The sequence below is a fragment of the Altererythrobacter ishigakiensis genome (assembly GCF_001663155.1).
GTDB lineage: Bacteria > Pseudomonadota > Alphaproteobacteria > Sphingomonadales > Sphingomonadaceae > Erythrobacter > Erythrobacter ishigakiensis.
Genome location: NZ_CP015963.1, coordinates 1,983,555 through 2,000,325, shown reverse-complemented (window position 1 = coordinate 2,000,325; position 16,771 = coordinate 1,983,555). Strand labels below are relative to the sequence as shown.

The window sequence follows — 16,771 nt, the reverse complement described above, 5'->3', positions numbered from 1 at the left end:
TTTCGAGAGAGAGTTTATTCCCTCTAATCGCGATTTTTTTCAGTGAGCAGATCATCATGGCCGGATCAGGCCATAGCCATAAACGTCATCGCGCCCCTTGGCGCCCAGATCGAGCGATCGGCTGACCAAGCCTGAATATTGACGGCGAAAATCTTTACAGCGGCCATTGCGTGTTTCGCACTCCAAGAGAATAGCAGCTGCCACAAACGGCGCGGCGAAAGACGTACCAGTTTGCAGATCGAACGTTTGCGTGCCTGCCAGTGCGGCCATGACATTAACGCCTGGAGCAGAAAATTCGATATGGGGGCCTCGTCCAGCAAGACGATAATTTCTGTTATCTGGGCCTACGGCGGTGACTGCGACGACGCCCGGATATGCTGCGGGAAAAACGGGATCGGCGGTGGGGCCTACATTACCAGCTGCCGCAACGATCACCATTCCTCGCTCCTGTGCTCCTTTAATCGCGGCTCGCAGGACGGCATTGGGGGGACCCGAAAGGCTCATATTCACGATCGGTACCTGTTCTTTGATCATCCAATCGATCGCCCTAACTAGATCCGCCGCGGTTGTTGTAACTCCGGTTTCAGCGCCGGATACAAAAACGGATGCAGCAAAGAGCTGCGCCTCAGGAACAAGACCTTCGAAACCCCGGGTTCGGCCTACCAAGATCGAGGCAACTGCTGTGCCGTGAACCTGAGGTTGCGTCGCTCCTCTTTCCACGAAGCTAAGAGCTTTTACCCGCCTGGCAGCCAGAGCCGGATGGTCAAGGTCCAGCCTGGTGTCGATCAGCCCTATCCGGCGATCTGCAGTCCGTGCTGCACTGCTCCGACCTATGAATGAGGCTGGACGGTAAACCGTGCTGCCGGTGCTTTGTGCGAAGCTGGGTCGGTAAACGTGATTGTCGTCGGCTTCTAGGCTCGATAGGTCGGAACGCAGTTCCTCGAGTTCCCGATCGATATCCGCGCCGGCTGTGGCAACGCGAACGAGGACTTTGTCGATGCCGGACAGATCGTTCCTTTCGACAATCTCGAAACCGTTGGCCTGTAGTCGAGCCAAATCCACATCATCAAGCAAGAGGAGTTTCTCGCCAAACTGGATCTCCTGACCATCATCATCGAGGCCGATCTCCATTGCGCGAGCTATCGGTGAACGTGATGACTCGTCTTCCCTATCATCATCGACCTTATCTTCGCGTTGCTGCTCACGCTCTTCTTCGGCTTCCTCAGCTGACTCGCTGGACTCTTCTTCCGCTTCTTCAGCTGCTTCTTCCGCTTCTTCAGCTGCTTCTTCCGCTTCTTCAGCTGCCTCTTCAGCCGCTTCCGCCGCTTCTTCAGCTGCCTCTTCCGCCGCTTCCGCCGCTTCTTCAGCTGCCTCTTCCGCCGCTTCCGCCGCTTCTTCAGCTGCCTCTTCGGCTGCCTTTTCCGCCGCGTCTGCGGCTTCCTCGACTGCGTCGTCGTCAACCTCTTGCGCGCCAAGAGGAGCGATCAATATGCTCCCGAGCAACAGCGCGCAAAAGATTGAGCTTGGTGTCTTCATCGTCGTCTTACTCGGCCAAGATCGAAAGAGATGTATATAACCCTCTAACCTTATCATAAGTGGGCCGACAAAGGTCCGAATCGGATAAGAGTGAGACCAGAGATGCCGCAATATCAATCGATCAGGTATCCATTCATAACTCAAAAAGCATCCCGGCACTCACGCGGTGCTCCTTGTAGTCTGCAGATGGTAGGTTCGAATTTCGATCCGTGTAACGGTAGCCTGCTTCAAGCCTGAGTCTTTCGTTGACTGGAACGGTCAATTCAACTTCGCCGCGAAAGCGGTCTTCCGTTCGGACTTCGTTGATCGAGGGGGTAACCGCTTTGTAGTCGCGATCTCGGTAATCGACGCCAAACTGTACGCGTGTCCCACCGCGACCTCCAGCTATCGGAATCCTCAAGTCAGCCCCAACAACGAACCCATCATAGTCAAATTCAGCGGCCATTGCGTCCTCTTCCTCCCAGCGCCCGCTGACGGAAATGAAACCGGCATTGTCGCTAAAGAACTTAAAGACGCTGGCTCCAACCTGATTGCCCGTTGCGTCGCGACCATCGAAGGTGGCGAAATTTTTGTCGTTGTAGGTGTAAAATGCGCGGGCAAACAGGCCGTCCGCGACGAATCCAGAAACACTTGGCGTAATGGTATGCATGTCAAACAGCGAGTCTCCACCCAAGCGAAAATGCGAGAAGGCATAGCGAGCTCCTACCCGCGCCCCTGCGATGCGGGTAGAGGCGTTAACATCGGCCACATGCGATTGTAGATCGAATTCATCATTATCGGCGTAGAGCGTCTGGCCGAAATCGTATCCGAACTCGAGATCGAATGCATCGGTATTAACTGCTTCAAATTCCACATCTGCCCCAAGCCTGAAACCAATATCTCCCGAATCCTCTTGAGTGTCGATTTCATCGACAACTAGCTGACTGTCGTAGAATGCGCCCGCCTCGATTTCGACCGACCATTGGTCGTTAGCCGATGCGGAGTAGGGCACGAGAATGACCGTGCCGACTAGAGCCCTTAGCAAGTATTTGTTTTTCATTATTCACTCCTGAGAAGCGAAAAGCGCGCCCGGCATGATGCGGGTGCGCTCTCCATCGTCATATAAACCAATTCAATCGTCGTCTGAGTCATCTTTCGCATCTTCCTCGGCAGCTTCCTCCGCGGCTTCTTCAGCTGCTTCGCGGGCTTCTTCTTCAGCTTCCTCAGCCGCCTCGCGGGCTTCTTCTTCAGCTTCTTCAGCCGCCTCGCGGGCTTCTTCCTCGGCTTCCTCAGCCGCCTCGCGAGCTTCTTCCTCGGCTTCTTCAGCTGACTCGCGGGCATCTTCTTCAGCCTCGCTCGCTTCTTCCTCAGCTTCTTCCGCAGCGTCAGCTAAATCTTCGAGACGATCTTCCTCTATGTCTGCAAGTTCCTCTCGGAGGTCCTCTTCGATATCTGCGAGTTCCTCGGCAAGTTCCGCCTCTTCTTCAGCCAATTCTTCGTCGAGTTCGGCCATTCTCTCGTTAAAATAGCTCTGTGCAGTCGCGATATCTTCGGCCGATGCTGATGGGTCATTCAAAACCGCTTCGAGTTCGCGCTGCGCTTCCGCCCGCTCTTCTTCGATCTCAGCAACCTCCTGCTCGAACTCGGCCTGCGCTTCAGCAACATCTGCCTCATACTCGGATTGTGCCTCCGCCGCATCTGCATCGTATTCAGCCTGAGACTGTACCGCCTCAGCTTCATCAGAATCCTGGGCTACAAGTGGAGTAGTCGCCCAGCTGGCTGCAGCAGTAAGCGCAAGAAGGGAGACACTGTATTTGATCGTCTTCATTTCAACTTCCTTTTGGACCAATCTCTGTCGGGCGCCTTTAGTGCGCACTCACCCCATCGACGATCACCATTGCTAGTTTATTCCCGCGCCGACACCAATTTTTTGGGTTCAATCGAGAGTTTGAAAAGCTAGCAAGACGTCTCACTCCAATGATTGAGCCAAGTTTGTTGCATTTAACCAGTGTCCGATACTGGGTCGTGAACCGACCAGTCGCTTTTGAGCGGCAGGCTAGGAATGCAGTCAGACCACAGATAGAGGATGGCGTTACATGAAGCCTGACATTTCAAATGCGCTACTGATGGAAGTCTTACTTGAGGAGCTGGCTTCCCGGTCGATGACGATGGAGGACTTCGAGCAGGCCCAAGGGATCAAGCCCGGCGAGATGACACACATACTATCGCCGCCTGATGAGCGTGCGATCAATCGAAATATCAAGCTCACTGCTATGTACTTGGGGATCCCGGGAAAGGATTTCTTTGAAATACTTTGGAAGCGGGCTGAGCCCGAAGGCAATGGTTAGCTAACTGAAGGTGGGCTTTCGCGAACCCAACGGTACGGCTTTGCCAAATTGAAGTTGAGCGGCGTAGCAGCAATCCTCTCAATACGTAACTTCCGCAATTGGGTCGTTACCAGCGTGTCTGCTTTCGAAAGATCAAGGGGCAAGGCGGCCAGTCAGATTTCAGGATGCCGCGTGGAGCCAATTACCGGCAGCTTATGGGGGTGGGAAAGCGGTCTTAAGCCACTTTCAATTAGCTGTCTTCCGTGGACTGCGCCTCTATAATTGATTGGCACCGATTAAAATTCGAGAAGGTATGGCTAACCTTCAAGTACAAGTCGTAAGGTCCGCTTGCAAAAACATCCAAATAGACTGACCGGGTTCCCAGTGCTCCATCGATCCGCCAGGCGCTGGATTTGACGCGATGACCAAGCCAGAAAGACTGCGCATAGTCGTCGGCATCGGCTGCCTCTGAATTCTTTCGAAGGACATCTGTCTCCTCTCCCGCCCCATATAGCCTATCTAGTTCTTGCCGCTGACGATTGTACGCCGCAAGCACTGCCTGCCCACGACGATCATTCTCATAAGTTGCGCCAAACATCTCTACGGCACACACGCCGGTTTCTGGGGTGGCTCGAACAACCAGACTGTCCAGATCGGGATCGCTGACCGGGGAGGAAACCTTGTACCGACCATTTGGGTGCTGTTTTACGATGGAGAGGTCGGCAATTGGCTGACCCATCCGGACTCCGAATGCCTCGGAGATGGGAGTGCTCTCCGAAGGTCCTGATGTGCTTTCTGTAGCCTTGGTATCTGCACCGAGAATCCGAGCCTTCATCGCTGCAAACTCTTCGTCAGAAAGCACGCCGCGATCGCGCAGATCCGCAAGACGTTCTAGCTCGGCGAGCGTTGTGTCCTCGCTAGATACATTTGATGAACTTGCGGATGTTGCGGGCTGAGCTTGTAGCTCAACAAGGGCGGGCTCGGGCTGCGCCAAGCCGAAGATCGCGGTCCTGCGTTCACCGTCACGAATATAATCCACCTCGAATTGCTCGGCGTCATTTACCTTTTCAGTGGCGACGTAAAGCGAACCACGCCGAGCAACGGGCATTCCTCCGATGGCGACGATGATATCGCCCTTAGCGATATCCGTGAAGGATGCAGGACCATCTACGCCAATCTCCTGAACCTCGAGGCCGGGCTTAGGAAGTGTTACCGGCGCAAGCATCATTCCCAGTTCTGCTCGGTTTGTTGCCAGCGGAAGAGGCTTGGTCGGATCAATCTCAGCTTCGTTGTCTGATCCACTTGTTCCACCGTTGAGAATACCGAGCGCAGCCCCCGTTGTACCGCCCAGATATGCGCCCGCAACACCGCCCGCGATGGTGCGCAGGAGACCACCGCCGCCGCCCTCCTTGCCCACGCGTGCGCGAACATAGCGAATATTTGCCTCGTTTTGCGCAGCTGCCACGATGTGGCTGAAACCGGCATCGTGAAAAGCGCGAATTGCTTGTTCCTTACCCGCATCATTGGCCCAATTAACAACTAGAAGGAGTTGCTCCTCGCGCGTCAGGACAGCCAGCTCCTTGTCGTTAAACGCTTGGTGTACGCCATTCTCAAGAAACACTTTTACGAGGTCGTATTCATTGGCGTAGATGGCGCCCTGAAATGGAGACATTGTGTATTTCTGTCCGAACGTACTCTCTTCCCATTGTGTCATCAGGTCTGGTGTCAGAATAAGCCCAAGCGTTGATCCCGCTTCCTTCTGGTAGGCGCAATAGGCTGCATCGACGTGGGTCTTATAAGTGAGCCGATCGAGCTCCAATCCATCTTCGAGCAAAGTCTTGAGAAGATCGTTGCGTTGGCGGCAAGCCATACGTCGAAAGTCCTTCGCCTCTTCTTCGACATAGGCATTAGCGTTACCACCGAACTCGCCAGCGATAATTTGCCGCATTTCCGCAACATCTTCAGGCATCGCCTGAGCGGGTGAGGTAAGGACAGCCAGAGCCAGAGCAGGAACGACAAATCTTTTGATTGTTTGCATAAGGGCATGTTGCAAGGTCCTAAGGAGCTACGCAACAGGGATAACAGGATTGTCCGCAAATGGGTCGTTTGCAGTCAGTCCGCTTTTCGCGAAAAGCTTGCCTCGAACCGGAACACCAATTCGAGGCAGTATCATTTCGGTATTATCAGACCTGCGACCAGCGGCGCTCATCGTCCATTTTACCATAATGCTAGTAAGTAATCATTTTGAGTCAGTCGGAGCGCCATAGATTTCGGTGGTAGCGCAGCTGCATTTGGTCCACTCGATGCTTTGCAAGCGTGGTCAGCTTCCCGTCGATCCCATTCAGCGAATAGTCGTCGTTTATGGTGAACCCCCCGCGTCGAATAGGACGTGGTGATTAGGGCAAAGGCACAGCAAATTATCTTCAGTATCAGGCCCGTTGTGCGGTTTACCAAGCGGACGGATATGGGCACCTTCTGCATAGGATCCACCGACGCAATTCAAGGTTATACCACATACTTGGCAGGCATATTCGTGCCACTCTTTTACCCGGCGGCTCATGGCGGTGTCCCGCACGATCCGTTGGATTGTGGTCGTAGAACGGGTCGTTCCTTTGGGTGACGCCATACTCTCAGGCAGCTCATCTGGAGCCAATGCTTCAAGCCTGAACCTACAGATTTGATAACCGTCCCGGCCCGTTTCTCGCCAATAACTCTCAACTCGGTATATGCCGTCATAACGATAGCCTGATGGTGGAGCGAACTCCTTGTGCTTTCCGCCGCGGATCACCCGAACCGGCAGTCCATGAAGGTGACTGGTTACAAGGGCTTGGTTCTGCTTCTCAAAATGCTGGTCAGCGATTTGCTGGCCAGTGTTTGGATCCCGTCCGCCAAAACCAGTGTATATAATGTAATTGCCAAAATCTTCGTCATCAGGATACCCGCCTGATAATACGATGGATTCCGCTCCTCCGACGGCCTTTCCAACTATGCCAGCCTGTAAAGCACGATGAACGCCGGCGTCATACAATGCTCTTCGGTCCGCAAAAATCTCTCCGGCCTCAACGTGATCTAATTGCCCAATCAAGACTCGCTCCTTTGGGTTGTTGCACCTTCTTGGATTTGCCTGGCGATGGGAATGTCAGCAGGTGCCAAATTGAGCGCCAGGAGCTCTCCTGGAGCTTTCCAAGCATATTCATCGTGCACGGTTAGGGTAAATTCGCTGCTGTGGAGTGACACTTCAACTGCAATCAGTGAGATCGCGCCGCCAGGGTAAGTATATTCCGAAACGGTCAGAACCTCGCCGGCTGTCGATGTCACGCCTAGCTCTTCCTGAAGCTCGCGAACGATGCACATTTGGACATCTTCTCCTGGTTCGAGCTTGCCGCCGGGAAACTCCCAGAAGCCAGCCAGCTTCTGACCAGCCGCGCGCCGCGTGACGAGCACCTTGCCCTCAGAGATCGCTATTGCCGCCGCGACTTGTTTCACTTGTCGTTCCTGTTTCACTCACAATCGAAATTGATTTTCAACGAACTACGAGCATACTTCTCACATGAGCCTACTGCTTTTTGCCGCCGCCGCAATCGTTCCTGCAGGTGAGACGTTTGTTTGCACCCCAACGCATGTTTGGGATGGTGATGGACCGATCTGGTACGAGGAGGGGCCTCGCATAAGAGTCTCAGGCATCGCCGCGCGTGAAATCGATGGAACGTGCCGAACAAACCAGCCGTGTCCAGCGGTAGACGCCGAGCACTCGCGAGACGCACTCGCATCGCTGGTTGGGGAACCCTACGGAATCGGAGAGCATGGGCATCTGTTGGTAAGAGGACCCACGATGACCTGCCTTAGTACGGGCTCTGGCGGCGGTAACAGGACGGCGGCCTGGTGTGTCTCGCCGCGCGGGGGAGACCTTTCCTGTGCGATGGTTCAGAGCGGTCATGCGCTACGCTGGGATCGCTACTGGGGCGATCACCAATGCTGACGCCAAATTGCCTCATATCCTCCTGCAGACCGCTCTGCAGCTTGGTTTCATGATTGTACCTGACGATCCTGGACAAGAGCAACTGAATGATATGCTCTCAGCGAAGGTCATCAAGGTGTTTGATGGTGATGGGTTCCTCGCCAATGTTTGGCATCCGCTACGCGAACGCTGGATCGAAAGAGTTTCGTTTCGGTTCGCTTTCATTGATGCACCGGAGACAGGCCAAGAGTACGGAAGTGAGTCACAAACATTCCTTGAACAGCTAATCGGCGGAAGGACGTTGCGCCTAGATCCCATCGGGAAACAGTCGCAGGGTTATCTTCCGATCGACCAACACAAACGGATGCTGTGCATGGGATACCTGACCGAAGAGATGCAGGTCGGTCGAGTTGAGTATTACTTTGATGGAAAGTGCACTTCTGGTTTAGCACGAGTGGCACGCCCCGTGACTAGGAACGTCGAGCTTGAGATGATCGTGAATGGCTTCGCTTGGGTGTTGCCGCAATACGCCTTCGACAGAGAAGAAGAATACTTCAGAGCGCAAGAAAACGCTCGGGAAGCTAGGCGAGGGCTTTGGGCTCTCGAAAATCCCGAACCACCTTGGACGTTCAAGCAAAAAAAGAAACGGCAGAAAATACTGCACCGAGACCAGCTGGGCCTTTTTTCGGCGAAGTGTGAAATAGATGGGTGCGATGGTCACCTGGTCGAGCGCGAGAGCTCGCGAGGTAAATTTTTCGGCTGCTCTAACTTCCCAGCTTGCAGGTTTAGTCGCGAGAATGGCGAGTAGGCTTGGTCAGCAGACGAACGCAAGATCGGGTTAGATCTTCCTTCGTAGCAAGAAGCTCCGATGGATGGCGCTAGAGGAAAAACCCCCTGGATTTAGGCGCCATCCTGGTCGCAGCGACCAGCCGTTTCTAGGACTTCCAAAGACGCTAGAGTTCTCCGCAATGGACGACGGTAGATAGACGAGACAGCCCAATTCATGAGCGAACTCCGAAGCGGAGACTAGACTCTACCTCGATCGAAGCTTTTGTTGACCGCGTGAACTGAGCGAAACCACGAGCATTCAAGAAAAACGCCGGAACTCTGGGATTCTTAGTGCTCCTAAGTGAAGGGCAGATTCAATAGAAGTCCGAATACAAGGCTGATTCCGGTCAACTTTCATATAACTTTCGTCAACCACATAGGCATCTCTTCTTTCGCTTCTTCAAATAAAAAGAACGATCTCCGGCGTGTCGCGAGCGAAGCGAGCGCGAAACACGCTGGAGTGAGTTGCACCCCTAGCGGAGCGAAGCGAAGCTAGGGGTAGCCATTCGTGAGGATCATATGCTCGCATACTTTGAAGGAATTCATGAATTCCAAGTGATCCATGCTCATGGAAGAGCACTGCCGGGCTTTGCCCGGCATTGAACCGACGCTGCTTCGCAGCATCGCTTCTGTTCCCATTCAGACTGACGTCTGAATGGATGATTTCATGATACCATCCCAAGGAAGACATTAATCCCCCCGCCGCCATGCAAAGAGATCAGCATAGTAGCGGAGGGGTTATTCCTGGTTATCCCATGGGAAGTGGTGGAGAGCATCGATCGTGCCACGATCAGGTTGGCGGGACGCATTACCAACCTATTTGCTCCGAAACCCCGGCCTCTCGGCCCGTCCGGTCATCCAGCCCTTGCTGGACACACCCCGCTGAACTTTCCTGCAATTCTTACGGGGTAGGGGCTTTGGCCCCATCTTTTGGCAACCTATTGCTCTTGTAAGAGCGGGGCTTTCACCAGCCGGTCGTAAGGGCTGATTTTCCCATTGCGCGCACTCGCTCAGCTCCGGTCTTAGTCCCGGCTACCGATATGCCGCAGGGCAAGCGGCGAAATCCCTTGTGCGTATGACAACTTGCGGTGGCTAGACCATTTGTCGTGGGCCAATTCTGACTTGTGCTCATTATAGCATAGTGGCCGCAAAACTCGGACTGAAATCCCAGATCTCGAAGCGCGAGAAAGCCGAGAAAGTTCGATCAGTGAGGGGCCAGTAATCGATTTCTTGACATGTCGCTGTCGACGCGTCTACCTTGCTGAGGTGGCTGGAACCAACGAAGACTATTTGCGCCGCCTAAAGCAGGATGGACGAAGCGACCTCATCGAGCGGATCGAGCGCGGTGAGATTAGCGTTTATGCAGCAGCACTGAAAATGGGGTATCGCAAACGCCGAGGCGGTCATCCTAGAGCTGAGCAGATCACTTATCATTACTCACGCGCGACCCTTACCGAAAAGAGGCGATTCATCGTCGATAATTGGTCGAGCGTAGCGCATATCGTGAGCGATCTCGCAAAACGAAAGCGGGAGAGCGATGAGGCGCAAAAACCCAGCGAGTAGGACTAAAAACAGCCCGACAGTTCGCTCCGCGTCTCCTAGAATAGCGGGATAAACCAACGCTCTAGGATATGCTTTATGACTACTTCCGCAGACCACGTTACCATCAGCGATGCAGCAAAGCTCTGGATTGCTCGCTGCGAGCTGGAACGGCTCGAACGCGCTACGCTTCATTCTTATCGGAGTCAGCTGCGCAACCATATTGAGCCAAAGATAGGGCATCTGCTGCTCAAAACGTTCTCGGCCGTGAACGTGCGGGAATTCTTAGACAGCATGCTCCGTGACAGCACTCGCGCAATGGCGAAGAAGTGCCTCACGACGCTTCGCTCCATTATCAGCGCCGCACAGGAACGCGGTCTGGTGCAACACAATGTCGCTCGTGATGTGAAATTGCGTCGCTCGGAGCGTCACGAGCCTAACCGCGTGTTTCCAACGAAGGACGAGATCAAGGCGCTCATTGCAAACGCATCGGAGCGACACCAGCCGCTGATCATGACCGCATTACTGACCGGCATGCGCATGTCAGAGTTGCGTGGTCTTGCTTGGAGCGCTGTAAACTTTGAACGAAGTGTGATCAGCGTCACACAACGCGCCGATTGTTACTGCAAGATGGGCAACACCAAAAGTAAATCTGGCCGCCGTGAGATCCCTGTGGGGGCAGAGCTGGCAAAGGTGCTCAAGGCTTGGAAAGTAACCTGCCCGAAGGGCAAGCTAGACCTAGTCTTTCCCAACGGTGTTGGCAAAGTCGAGACGCACTCGAACATCTACAACCGCATCTTCAAGCCGCTAATGCTTAAGTGCGGCATCATTGACGGGGAGGGCGCACCTCGGTTTTCATTGCACGCCATGCGGCATGCTGCGGCATCGCTCTTCATCGAGCAGGGATGGCCGCCGAAGAAGATCCAGACGATACTGGGACATTCATCGATCACTATGACCTACGATGTCTACGGCCACCTGTTTCATGATCCGGCGAAGGATGTTGACCTTATGAGTGAAATGGAACGCGAATTACTGGCTGCCTAGTTGGTGGTTCGCGTCGATACCGGTATGTCCGCTAACGGCGTATAAGCGGCCGCTACCGCCAATTGCCCATGATCACGAATGGAGCCCAGTTGAACGGATCTGCAAAGTCTTTGGAGCGGATCATTTCGACCTGAGCCTGCTGCAGCGCCGCGGCTTTCGACAGTTTATCTTCGACAATCCCTCGATAAAAGGAACGCATCAGCTCGGGTGCGGCCATGTCAGAAACCTGCCACAAGGAGGCCACAACGCTGGCCGCCCCTTTGTTTTGAGCTAGCGCGCCGAAACCCTCTATCTCCATTCCGGTGCTCTCGGCGCCCAACGCCGTCTCGCAGGCCGACAGGGTCAGCAGCTCGACGCCCTCGAAGTTGAATTTGTACGAACGATTGATCGCAGCGACAGACACCTTCGATCCATCACCAAGCAACAGATAAGACGCTGCCTCATCTCCCGGCTTCAGATGGAAATGTGTGGCGATGTGAACAACGGGGGCTGGGTCTGCCAATTCACGTTCGAAGCTGGCGCGGTCAAACCCTTCGTTCAAGACATAAGCGCCTGCAAGTATACCCGGCTTCGCTTCGGTCCCGATCACATAGTCGAGTTCGCGAGGCACCCCAGGAAGCGGGCTGAAACCTGGGAACGCATTACTCAAGCCGAAGCCCTGTGCTTCGGTCAAAGTCGCGACTGTGTCATACTGTGTGTTCGCCGCGGGCGTGTAAAAAGCCATTTGCAGTTTCTCGGTCAGATACGAGTTCCCGTCCCAGAGCGCAGCAAAGGGAATATACCGTATCTGTCCCTGCAGGTTCAGCATCAGCGTGTTCGTGCCAGCTGCGGCAAGTTCATCTTCTATAGGGGCAATCAGCCATCGATAAAGCTGACCAAGAGGCACTTGGAGCTCTTCCGCGCGCGCATCGCTTACCGCGGCACCAGAACTGCATTGAAGGCTATTCTGGTCAATATTACCAAGCAGCGTTGCACGGCAATCCGTGGTAGAAGAGCCGAGGTACCTTCCCTTGTCTATCGAGCTACGCGCTGCGAATATCGTTTGGAACAGCTCGCTTCGTGTTACCGGGACTTCCTCATGGACGAAGGCTTCACCGGTGATGAAAAATAGGTGCAGACTGTCTTCAAATGCCACCGCCTGCATTAGAGCAACATCTGCCCCGATATCGCCGACAAGCCTCTGTATCGCACGTGATTTTTCCAGCTCAAGATCTTCGACTTCACGCTCAATACGATTGCTGTCGAAGGTTTGGGTTTCCGAGGTCCAGTTGGTGACAAGGGTAAAGAACTCTTCATAGGCTGCGCCATAAGCTTCATCTAGGTCAGCCAACTGCTTTTGCTCCAGAACTGAGAGCTTTCCCTCGTTTCTCTCTTTCGACCGCAACGCGGCAAGCTTATTGGCGATCTGATTGGGAGTTTCCAGCCATGCCTCGAATTGGGCTTCCCATTCACTTTCCTGCCGCGTCAGGGCAAGCTGCTCACCTTCGGACACATCCGTCGCTCCCCGCACAAAGGCGGTGTATTCGACGTCCTTTAGCATACGGCCGACTTGCTCAGCTTCGGCAAATCGGCCTTGAGCGATGAGCGCCTGTTGAAGCTCGATATATGTCGTACGGTGCTTGTTCAGAAAGGATCGCTGAGTCTCCTGATCAAGCTCCGCCATATTTTGCCGAACGCCTTGAAGGGAATTGACCGCTCGTTTGCGGAAGTAGTTGGATTTAGCCGGGCTTCCTCCTTGCGCGTCGTTCAAATCAGCCATGTCGGCAAAAGACGTGGCCACAGCAGGATGGTGATCGGGCAAAACTGAAATGCGTCCGGCTAATGCCCTCCAAACGAGCGGTAGCGCGGCGCTGAGCCTCGACTGGTCTGAATATAACCTGGCAAGGCCACTGACCGAATCGAGAGTTGATGGATGTTCTTTGCCTAGAACCTGCTCCTTGGCCTCCAAAACCTTTTGAAACAGGGGTTCCGCTTCAGCAAACCGACCCTGAGCGCGATAGATGGAGGCAAGGCTATTAAGCGATGAAAGCGTCGAGGGGTGTCGTTTCCCCAGCACACGGTTCTTTCCGCTTAGAGCGCGCAAAAGCAGGCGCTCTGCCTGCTCATATCGTCCCTGAGCGTTGAAAAGGGAGGCAAGATTGTCGATCGACGCGAGGGTAGAAGGATGGTCCGAGCCCATAACTCTTACGTTGCTCGACATCGCGCGCGAAAGATTGGCTTCGGCCTCTGCATAGCGGCCTTGGTCTGTAAAGAGAGCCGCAAGATTAGTGAGATAAGCAAGCGTTTGAGGATGATCTTCGCCCAATAAACGCTCTCCAGCACGCAACTCTTCCAAATAGAGTGGCTCCGCTTCACCATAGCGGCCCTGTGCTTTGTACAAGGATGCAAGACTGCTGATCACCAAGAATCTCGAAGCATGCGCGACGCCGTTACGGTCGCTGGCTTCGAGAAAACGGACAAAAAGGGCCTCCGCTTCTGGGTAGCGCCCTTGACTCAGGTAAAGCGCAGCGAGGTTTCTAACCGAGGCTAGAGTGGGCGGAGCGTCTTGACCTAATTTGCGCTCGCGGCTCCGCATGACACGACGTAAGAGAGTTTCCGCCTCACCATAACGCCCTAGGTCCTTGTACAAATTCGCAAGATTGATTGCCGAACTGAGTGTTGACGAATCTTCACGACCTAAGACGCGCTCCTTGGTGCTTAACGCTCGTAGTAGGAGATTCTCGGCTTCAGAGTATCGTCCTTGATACTTCAAACAAAGCGCAAGATCGCGAACGGAGCTGAGGGTGTCTATATGATCTTTGCCCAAAACGCGCTCGTTTCTCGCCAGTGCGCGAGCAAACAAAGGTTCGGCGTCCCAGTAGCGGCCTTGCAGACGAAGATTTAGCGCAAGACTTCTAATTGAGAGCAGAGTGACGGGATCATCGCGACCGAGCCATGTCTCGCGAAGATTCAAAGCTTCCCTAAACGCTTTTTCTGCACCTTCATGATTCCCGGAGTTTGTCAGCAGAACCGCTTGTTCGTATAGGGCGCTTGCGCTTGAAATCGCAAGCTCTCGCGTGCCTATGGTCGCGTTGACCTGTTCTGAGTCCTGGCCCAAGAGTCCGCTTGGCATCACCACGCTTAAAGCAAGCATGAAAGCTATCGCAGCACGCATACAGTTCATCTCCTATAGCCCCTAACACCAAGGATGCTCGCACCTCGTGGAAATACTGGCAGCCGATGTCAAAGCAGATCAATTGGCATAAGCTCTGGTCTTTCACCAGAATCTAATTGTTGTCCCAAGTCGTGGAATAGATGTGCGGTGGAAGTAAAGTAGCATCTCGTCCGACCTCAAGTTCTGCCGAGAAACATTAAGGTATCGGCTATAGCTATCTCGCGATAGGCAACTCAATTCTTATGGGATTCCGGACTTGTGACCACCGAGATGTTAGGCTCTGTTTGGCTGCCAGGCGAAACTTTTGGAATTTCCGCTTCCTACGCTTTGCCCTTTTTGTTGCTTATATGAGAGAGAAACCACCTGTATCCTGTGTTTGACTGAGCTACTTGATTACCATCTGCTTTCGATGTGTTTCGAGCGCCTTTTCAAGCCATGACCTGATTACATCAGCATCCTTGAGCGGGATCTTAAGTCGGGATAGCTCATACTCTAGCGTGCTGCGAGCGCGATCACAAAGTATCAAGAAGCGAGCCTCAGACCCATCGGTTGGCGCACACATTGCATCTCCTGCAATGTGATCTACCATCTCTTTGTTCAAGTTCTGAGCTGGCGGTTCAATGGGGCTAGTATAAGTGGCCGAAGGGACTTCACTCTGAGGCTGCCGTTTCTCCAAATGCGATCGCCAGACTGCGGAAAACCTCTCGTCAACGGCATCGCGCAAGGCTTCCCGCTGGGATATGGGCACATCGTCTTTCATCAGCTTTGTAAGGCAGCGATGGGCCCAACTATGCGCTTGCTCCTCCGCAGTAGGCCACATTTCCAAGGCTTCAGCGATAGCTTGCTCAACCAGGCTTAGAATTTATCTCTCCTCTCGATCCGGCAGGGCCACGGTTTAACCATATGATGCGGAGGAAGTTTGTAAACGGGCCTATTGGGCCATTCTTATCCCAGATTCCGCGTTCCACCCCAAGGCAGATATTAGCGGTAGATACCCTAATTACTCAAAGCCGACATCAAGAAGCGTAAATATGCCACTACGTAGAAGCGTCTACCAATCGATCCCGTTGGAATCATAATCCATGTGTCGGGGGTTCGAGTCCCTCCTCCGCTACCAAATTCTCATTTCATGAACAGTCTTTGCAGGCGCGGTCTGTACTTAAGGAACTGCCCATATAGCGCGTTCAGGATACTGAGCACAGTTTGGTTACGCGCAGCCAGCCCAAGCGGACGTAGCAGAGGGATCGCGCGCCACATGGCGGCAAATGCCGCAGCACCCGAATATATTTGCTCATTCTCGCGAGCGTGAAACCTGGCAAGCAATTCGGATTGATCGATGGGACAGTTGGCAGGTGATCCGTCGCTTACATCTTCAAAGGTGATCGCGCTGTTCCGGTCAAGTTTTCGCATCAGCGCGATTTCGCGTCGGCAAAGAGGGCAGGTGCCATCAAACCAGACTGTAACTTGTTTATCCATGCATGATCAACGCCTGCCCAGCTGCATGGTTTCCATCTAACCTTTGCCAGATAACTTGCTGCCACGCCCATGCCCTGCCACGAGTATGAACATGATTCGTGATCGCTTTCTTTCAACTCGTGCCATCCACAATCTGCGTGACTATGGCGGCTATGCTGTCTCGGGTGGCGGTAAGGTCAAGTCGGGGCTGCTGTTCCGCTCTGGCCATCACGCAGAAGCCGAAGAAGATGATCTGGCAACAATCGCAGGCCTCAATCTCAAGCATGTCATCGATTTGCGCGGTGAAAGCGAACGAGTACGGCATACTTGCCGCAGGCCAACGGGGTTTGCTGCAGAGGTCATCTATTTCGATGGCGAGACTGCAGGTCTGGCGCCGCATCTGGAAGCGGCACACGGAGATGTGGACGCAGTAAGCGCACACAGCGCGATGGTCGATCTCTATGGTGCTTTGCCAGACCGCGTTGGGGTGAACTGGGTGCTGAAGCGCTATTTTGCTTCGCTCGCGCGCGGGGAGGGGGCAAGCCTTGTCCATTGTGCCGCCGGAAAAGATCGTACCGGTATTGCAGTCGATCTGCTGCATTATGTTCTGGGTGTGCATCCCGATGATGCGATGGAGGATTATCTTCTCACAAATCACTCACCGCGTAACGAAGAGCGCATTCGCCACGGCATGGAATTGATGGGCGACAAATACGGTGGCATCGATGAAGCGACTGTTCGCGTCCTTATGGGCGTGGACGCAGAATTTCTTGAGGCGGCGCGGCGCTCCGTTAAAGAACGTTTCGGATCAACCGAGGCCTATATGGAACAGGTTTTGGGCGTTGATGCTGCTAAACGCGAGGCGTTGAAAGCTGCGCTTGTGGATGTGTAACGGTTTCCTTGCCTACACGAATTGAAGCCGGGCTGCCGAGGCCCTAGATTACTCGA

Annotated in this window: 13 protein-coding genes and 1 pseudogene; 5 read left to right on the top strand and 9 right to left on the bottom strand. The window is 53.9% G+C overall.

The window, feature by feature from the left end; genetic code table 11:
- Nucleotides 1-54: 54 nt before the first annotated feature.
- From A6F69_RS09485 to A6F69_RS09475, 3 genes are all read right to left on the bottom strand, one after another.
- Complete coding sequence (locus A6F69_RS09485) at nt 55-1,488, bottom strand: S8 family serine peptidase (protein ID WP_157092825.1); 1,434 nt, start codon at nt 1,486-1,488, stop codon at nt 55-57.
- Nucleotides 1,489-1,669: 181 nt separating this feature from the next.
- Nucleotides 1,670-2,575 carry an outer membrane beta-barrel protein gene (locus A6F69_RS09480; RefSeq protein ID WP_067600418.1) on the bottom strand — a complete coding sequence of 302 codons (906 nt, stop codon included), beginning with the start codon at nt 2,573-2,575 and terminating at the stop codon, nt 1,670-1,672.
- A gap of 72 nt (nt 2,576-2,647) precedes the next feature.
- Entirely contained in the window at nt 2,648-3,343 is a 696-nt protein-coding gene (locus A6F69_RS09475; RefSeq protein ID WP_067600415.1) for a hypothetical protein, read from the bottom strand.
- A gap of 268 nt (nt 3,344-3,611) precedes the next feature.
- On the opposite strand from A6F69_RS09475, the gene A6F69_RS09470 reads away from it, so the two are divergent.
- On the top strand, nt 3,612-3,863 hold the full coding sequence (locus A6F69_RS09470; RefSeq protein WP_067600412.1) for a hypothetical protein: 252 nt from the start codon (nt 3,612-3,614) through the stop codon (nt 3,861-3,863).
- Between the two features lie 229 nt (nt 3,864-4,092).
- Here A6F69_RS09470 and A6F69_RS13180 read toward each other — a convergent pair whose 3' ends face one another.
- The 3 genes from A6F69_RS13180 to A6F69_RS09460 form a co-directional block, all read right to left on the bottom strand.
- Nucleotides 4,093-5,880 carry an SHOCT domain-containing protein gene (locus A6F69_RS13180; RefSeq protein WP_067600409.1) on the bottom strand — a complete coding sequence of 596 codons (1,788 nt, stop codon included), beginning with the start codon at nt 5,878-5,880 and terminating at the stop codon, nt 4,093-4,095.
- Nucleotides 5,881-6,201: 321 nt separating this feature from the next.
- Nucleotides 6,202-6,927 carry a YDG/SRA domain-containing protein gene (locus A6F69_RS12980; RefSeq protein WP_211352812.1) on the bottom strand — a complete coding sequence of 242 codons (726 nt, stop codon included), beginning with the start codon at nt 6,925-6,927 and terminating at the stop codon, nt 6,202-6,204.
- A complete protein-coding gene (locus A6F69_RS09460) occupies nt 6,924-7,328 on the bottom strand; it encodes a (deoxy)nucleoside triphosphate pyrophosphohydrolase (protein ID WP_067600406.1) in 405 nt (134 codons plus the stop codon). The genes A6F69_RS12980 and A6F69_RS09460 overlap by 4 nt, the downstream gene beginning before the upstream one ends.
- Nucleotides 7,329-7,777: 449 nt before the next feature.
- Between A6F69_RS09460 and A6F69_RS09455 the strand changes: the two genes are divergently transcribed.
- The 3 genes from A6F69_RS09455 to A6F69_RS09445 all read left to right on the top strand — a co-directional run bounded on the left by A6F69_RS09455 (nt 7,778) and on the right by A6F69_RS09445 (nt 11,214).
- Nucleotides 7,778-8,608 (top strand): thermonuclease family protein, encoded by an 831-nt coding sequence (locus A6F69_RS09455; RefSeq protein WP_067600403.1) that lies wholly within the window; start codon nt 7,778-7,780, stop codon nt 8,606-8,608.
- Between the two features lie 1,286 nt (nt 8,609-9,894).
- Entirely contained in the window at nt 9,895-10,191 is a 297-nt protein-coding gene (locus tag A6F69_RS09450; RefSeq protein ID WP_067600399.1) for a hypothetical protein, read from the top strand.
- Between the two features lie 75 nt (nt 10,192-10,266).
- Nucleotides 10,267-11,214 (top strand): tyrosine-type recombinase/integrase, encoded by a 948-nt coding sequence (locus tag A6F69_RS09445; RefSeq protein WP_067600397.1) that lies wholly within the window; start codon nt 10,267-10,269, stop codon nt 11,212-11,214.
- A 52-nt stretch (nt 11,215-11,266) separates the two neighbouring features.
- Here A6F69_RS09445 and A6F69_RS09440 read toward each other — a convergent pair whose 3' ends face one another.
- The 3 genes and pseudogenes from A6F69_RS09440 to A6F69_RS09430 form a co-directional block, all read right to left on the bottom strand.
- Nucleotides 11,267-13,594: a CHAT domain-containing protein gene (locus A6F69_RS09440; RefSeq protein WP_425388081.1), complete on the bottom strand. Its 2,328-nt coding sequence runs from the start codon at nt 13,592-13,594 to the stop codon at nt 11,267-11,269.
- A 93-nt stretch (nt 13,595-13,687) separates the two neighbouring features.
- Nucleotides 13,688-14,326 (bottom strand): annotated as a pseudogene (locus A6F69_RS13320) (tetratricopeptide repeat protein); the annotation flags it as partial.
- Between the two features lie 1,164 nt (nt 14,327-15,490).
- The gene (locus A6F69_RS09430) at nt 15,491-15,844 is read right to left on the bottom strand and encodes a thiol-disulfide oxidoreductase DCC family protein (RefSeq protein WP_067600388.1); all 354 of its coding nucleotides are present in this window, start codon (nt 15,842-15,844) and stop codon (nt 15,491-15,493) included.
- Between the two features lie 91 nt (nt 15,845-15,935).
- On the opposite strand from A6F69_RS09430, the gene A6F69_RS09425 reads away from it, so the two are divergent.
- The gene (locus A6F69_RS09425) at nt 15,936-16,715 is read left to right on the top strand and encodes a tyrosine-protein phosphatase (RefSeq protein WP_067602884.1); all 780 of its coding nucleotides are present in this window, start codon (nt 15,936-15,938) and stop codon (nt 16,713-16,715) included.
- Nucleotides 16,716-16,771: the final 56 nt, after the last annotated feature.

What these genes read in the sequence shown, in the direction of transcription:
- A6F69_RS09480 (WP_067600418.1), bottom strand. Translation starts at nt 2,575, where the DNA reads ATGAAAAACAAATACTTGCTAAGGGCTCTAGTCGGCACGGTCATTCTC.
- A6F69_RS09475 (WP_067600415.1), bottom strand. Translation starts at nt 3,343, where the DNA reads ATGAAGACGATCAAATACAGTGTCTCCCTTCTTGCGCTTACTGCTGCA.
- A6F69_RS09470 (WP_067600412.1), top strand. Translation starts at nt 3,612, where the DNA reads ATGAAGCCTGACATTTCAAATGCGCTACTGATGGAAGTCTTACTTGAG.
- A6F69_RS13180 (WP_067600409.1), bottom strand. Translation starts at nt 5,880, where the DNA reads ATGCAAACAATCAAAAGATTTGTCGTTCCTGCTCTGGCTCTGGCTGTC.
- A6F69_RS09455 (WP_067600403.1), top strand. Translation starts at nt 7,778, where the DNA reads ATGCGCTACGCTGGGATCGCTACTGGGGCGATCACCAATGCTGACGCC.
- A6F69_RS09445 (WP_067600397.1), top strand. Translation starts at nt 10,267, where the DNA reads ATGACTACTTCCGCAGACCACGTTACCATCAGCGATGCAGCAAAGCTC.
- A6F69_RS09430 (WP_067600388.1), bottom strand. Translation starts at nt 15,844, where the DNA reads ATGGATAAACAAGTTACAGTCTGGTTTGATGGCACCTGCCCTCTTTGC.
- A6F69_RS09425 (WP_067602884.1), top strand. Translation starts at nt 15,936, where the DNA reads ATGATTCGTGATCGCTTTCTTTCAACTCGTGCCATCCACAATCTGCGT.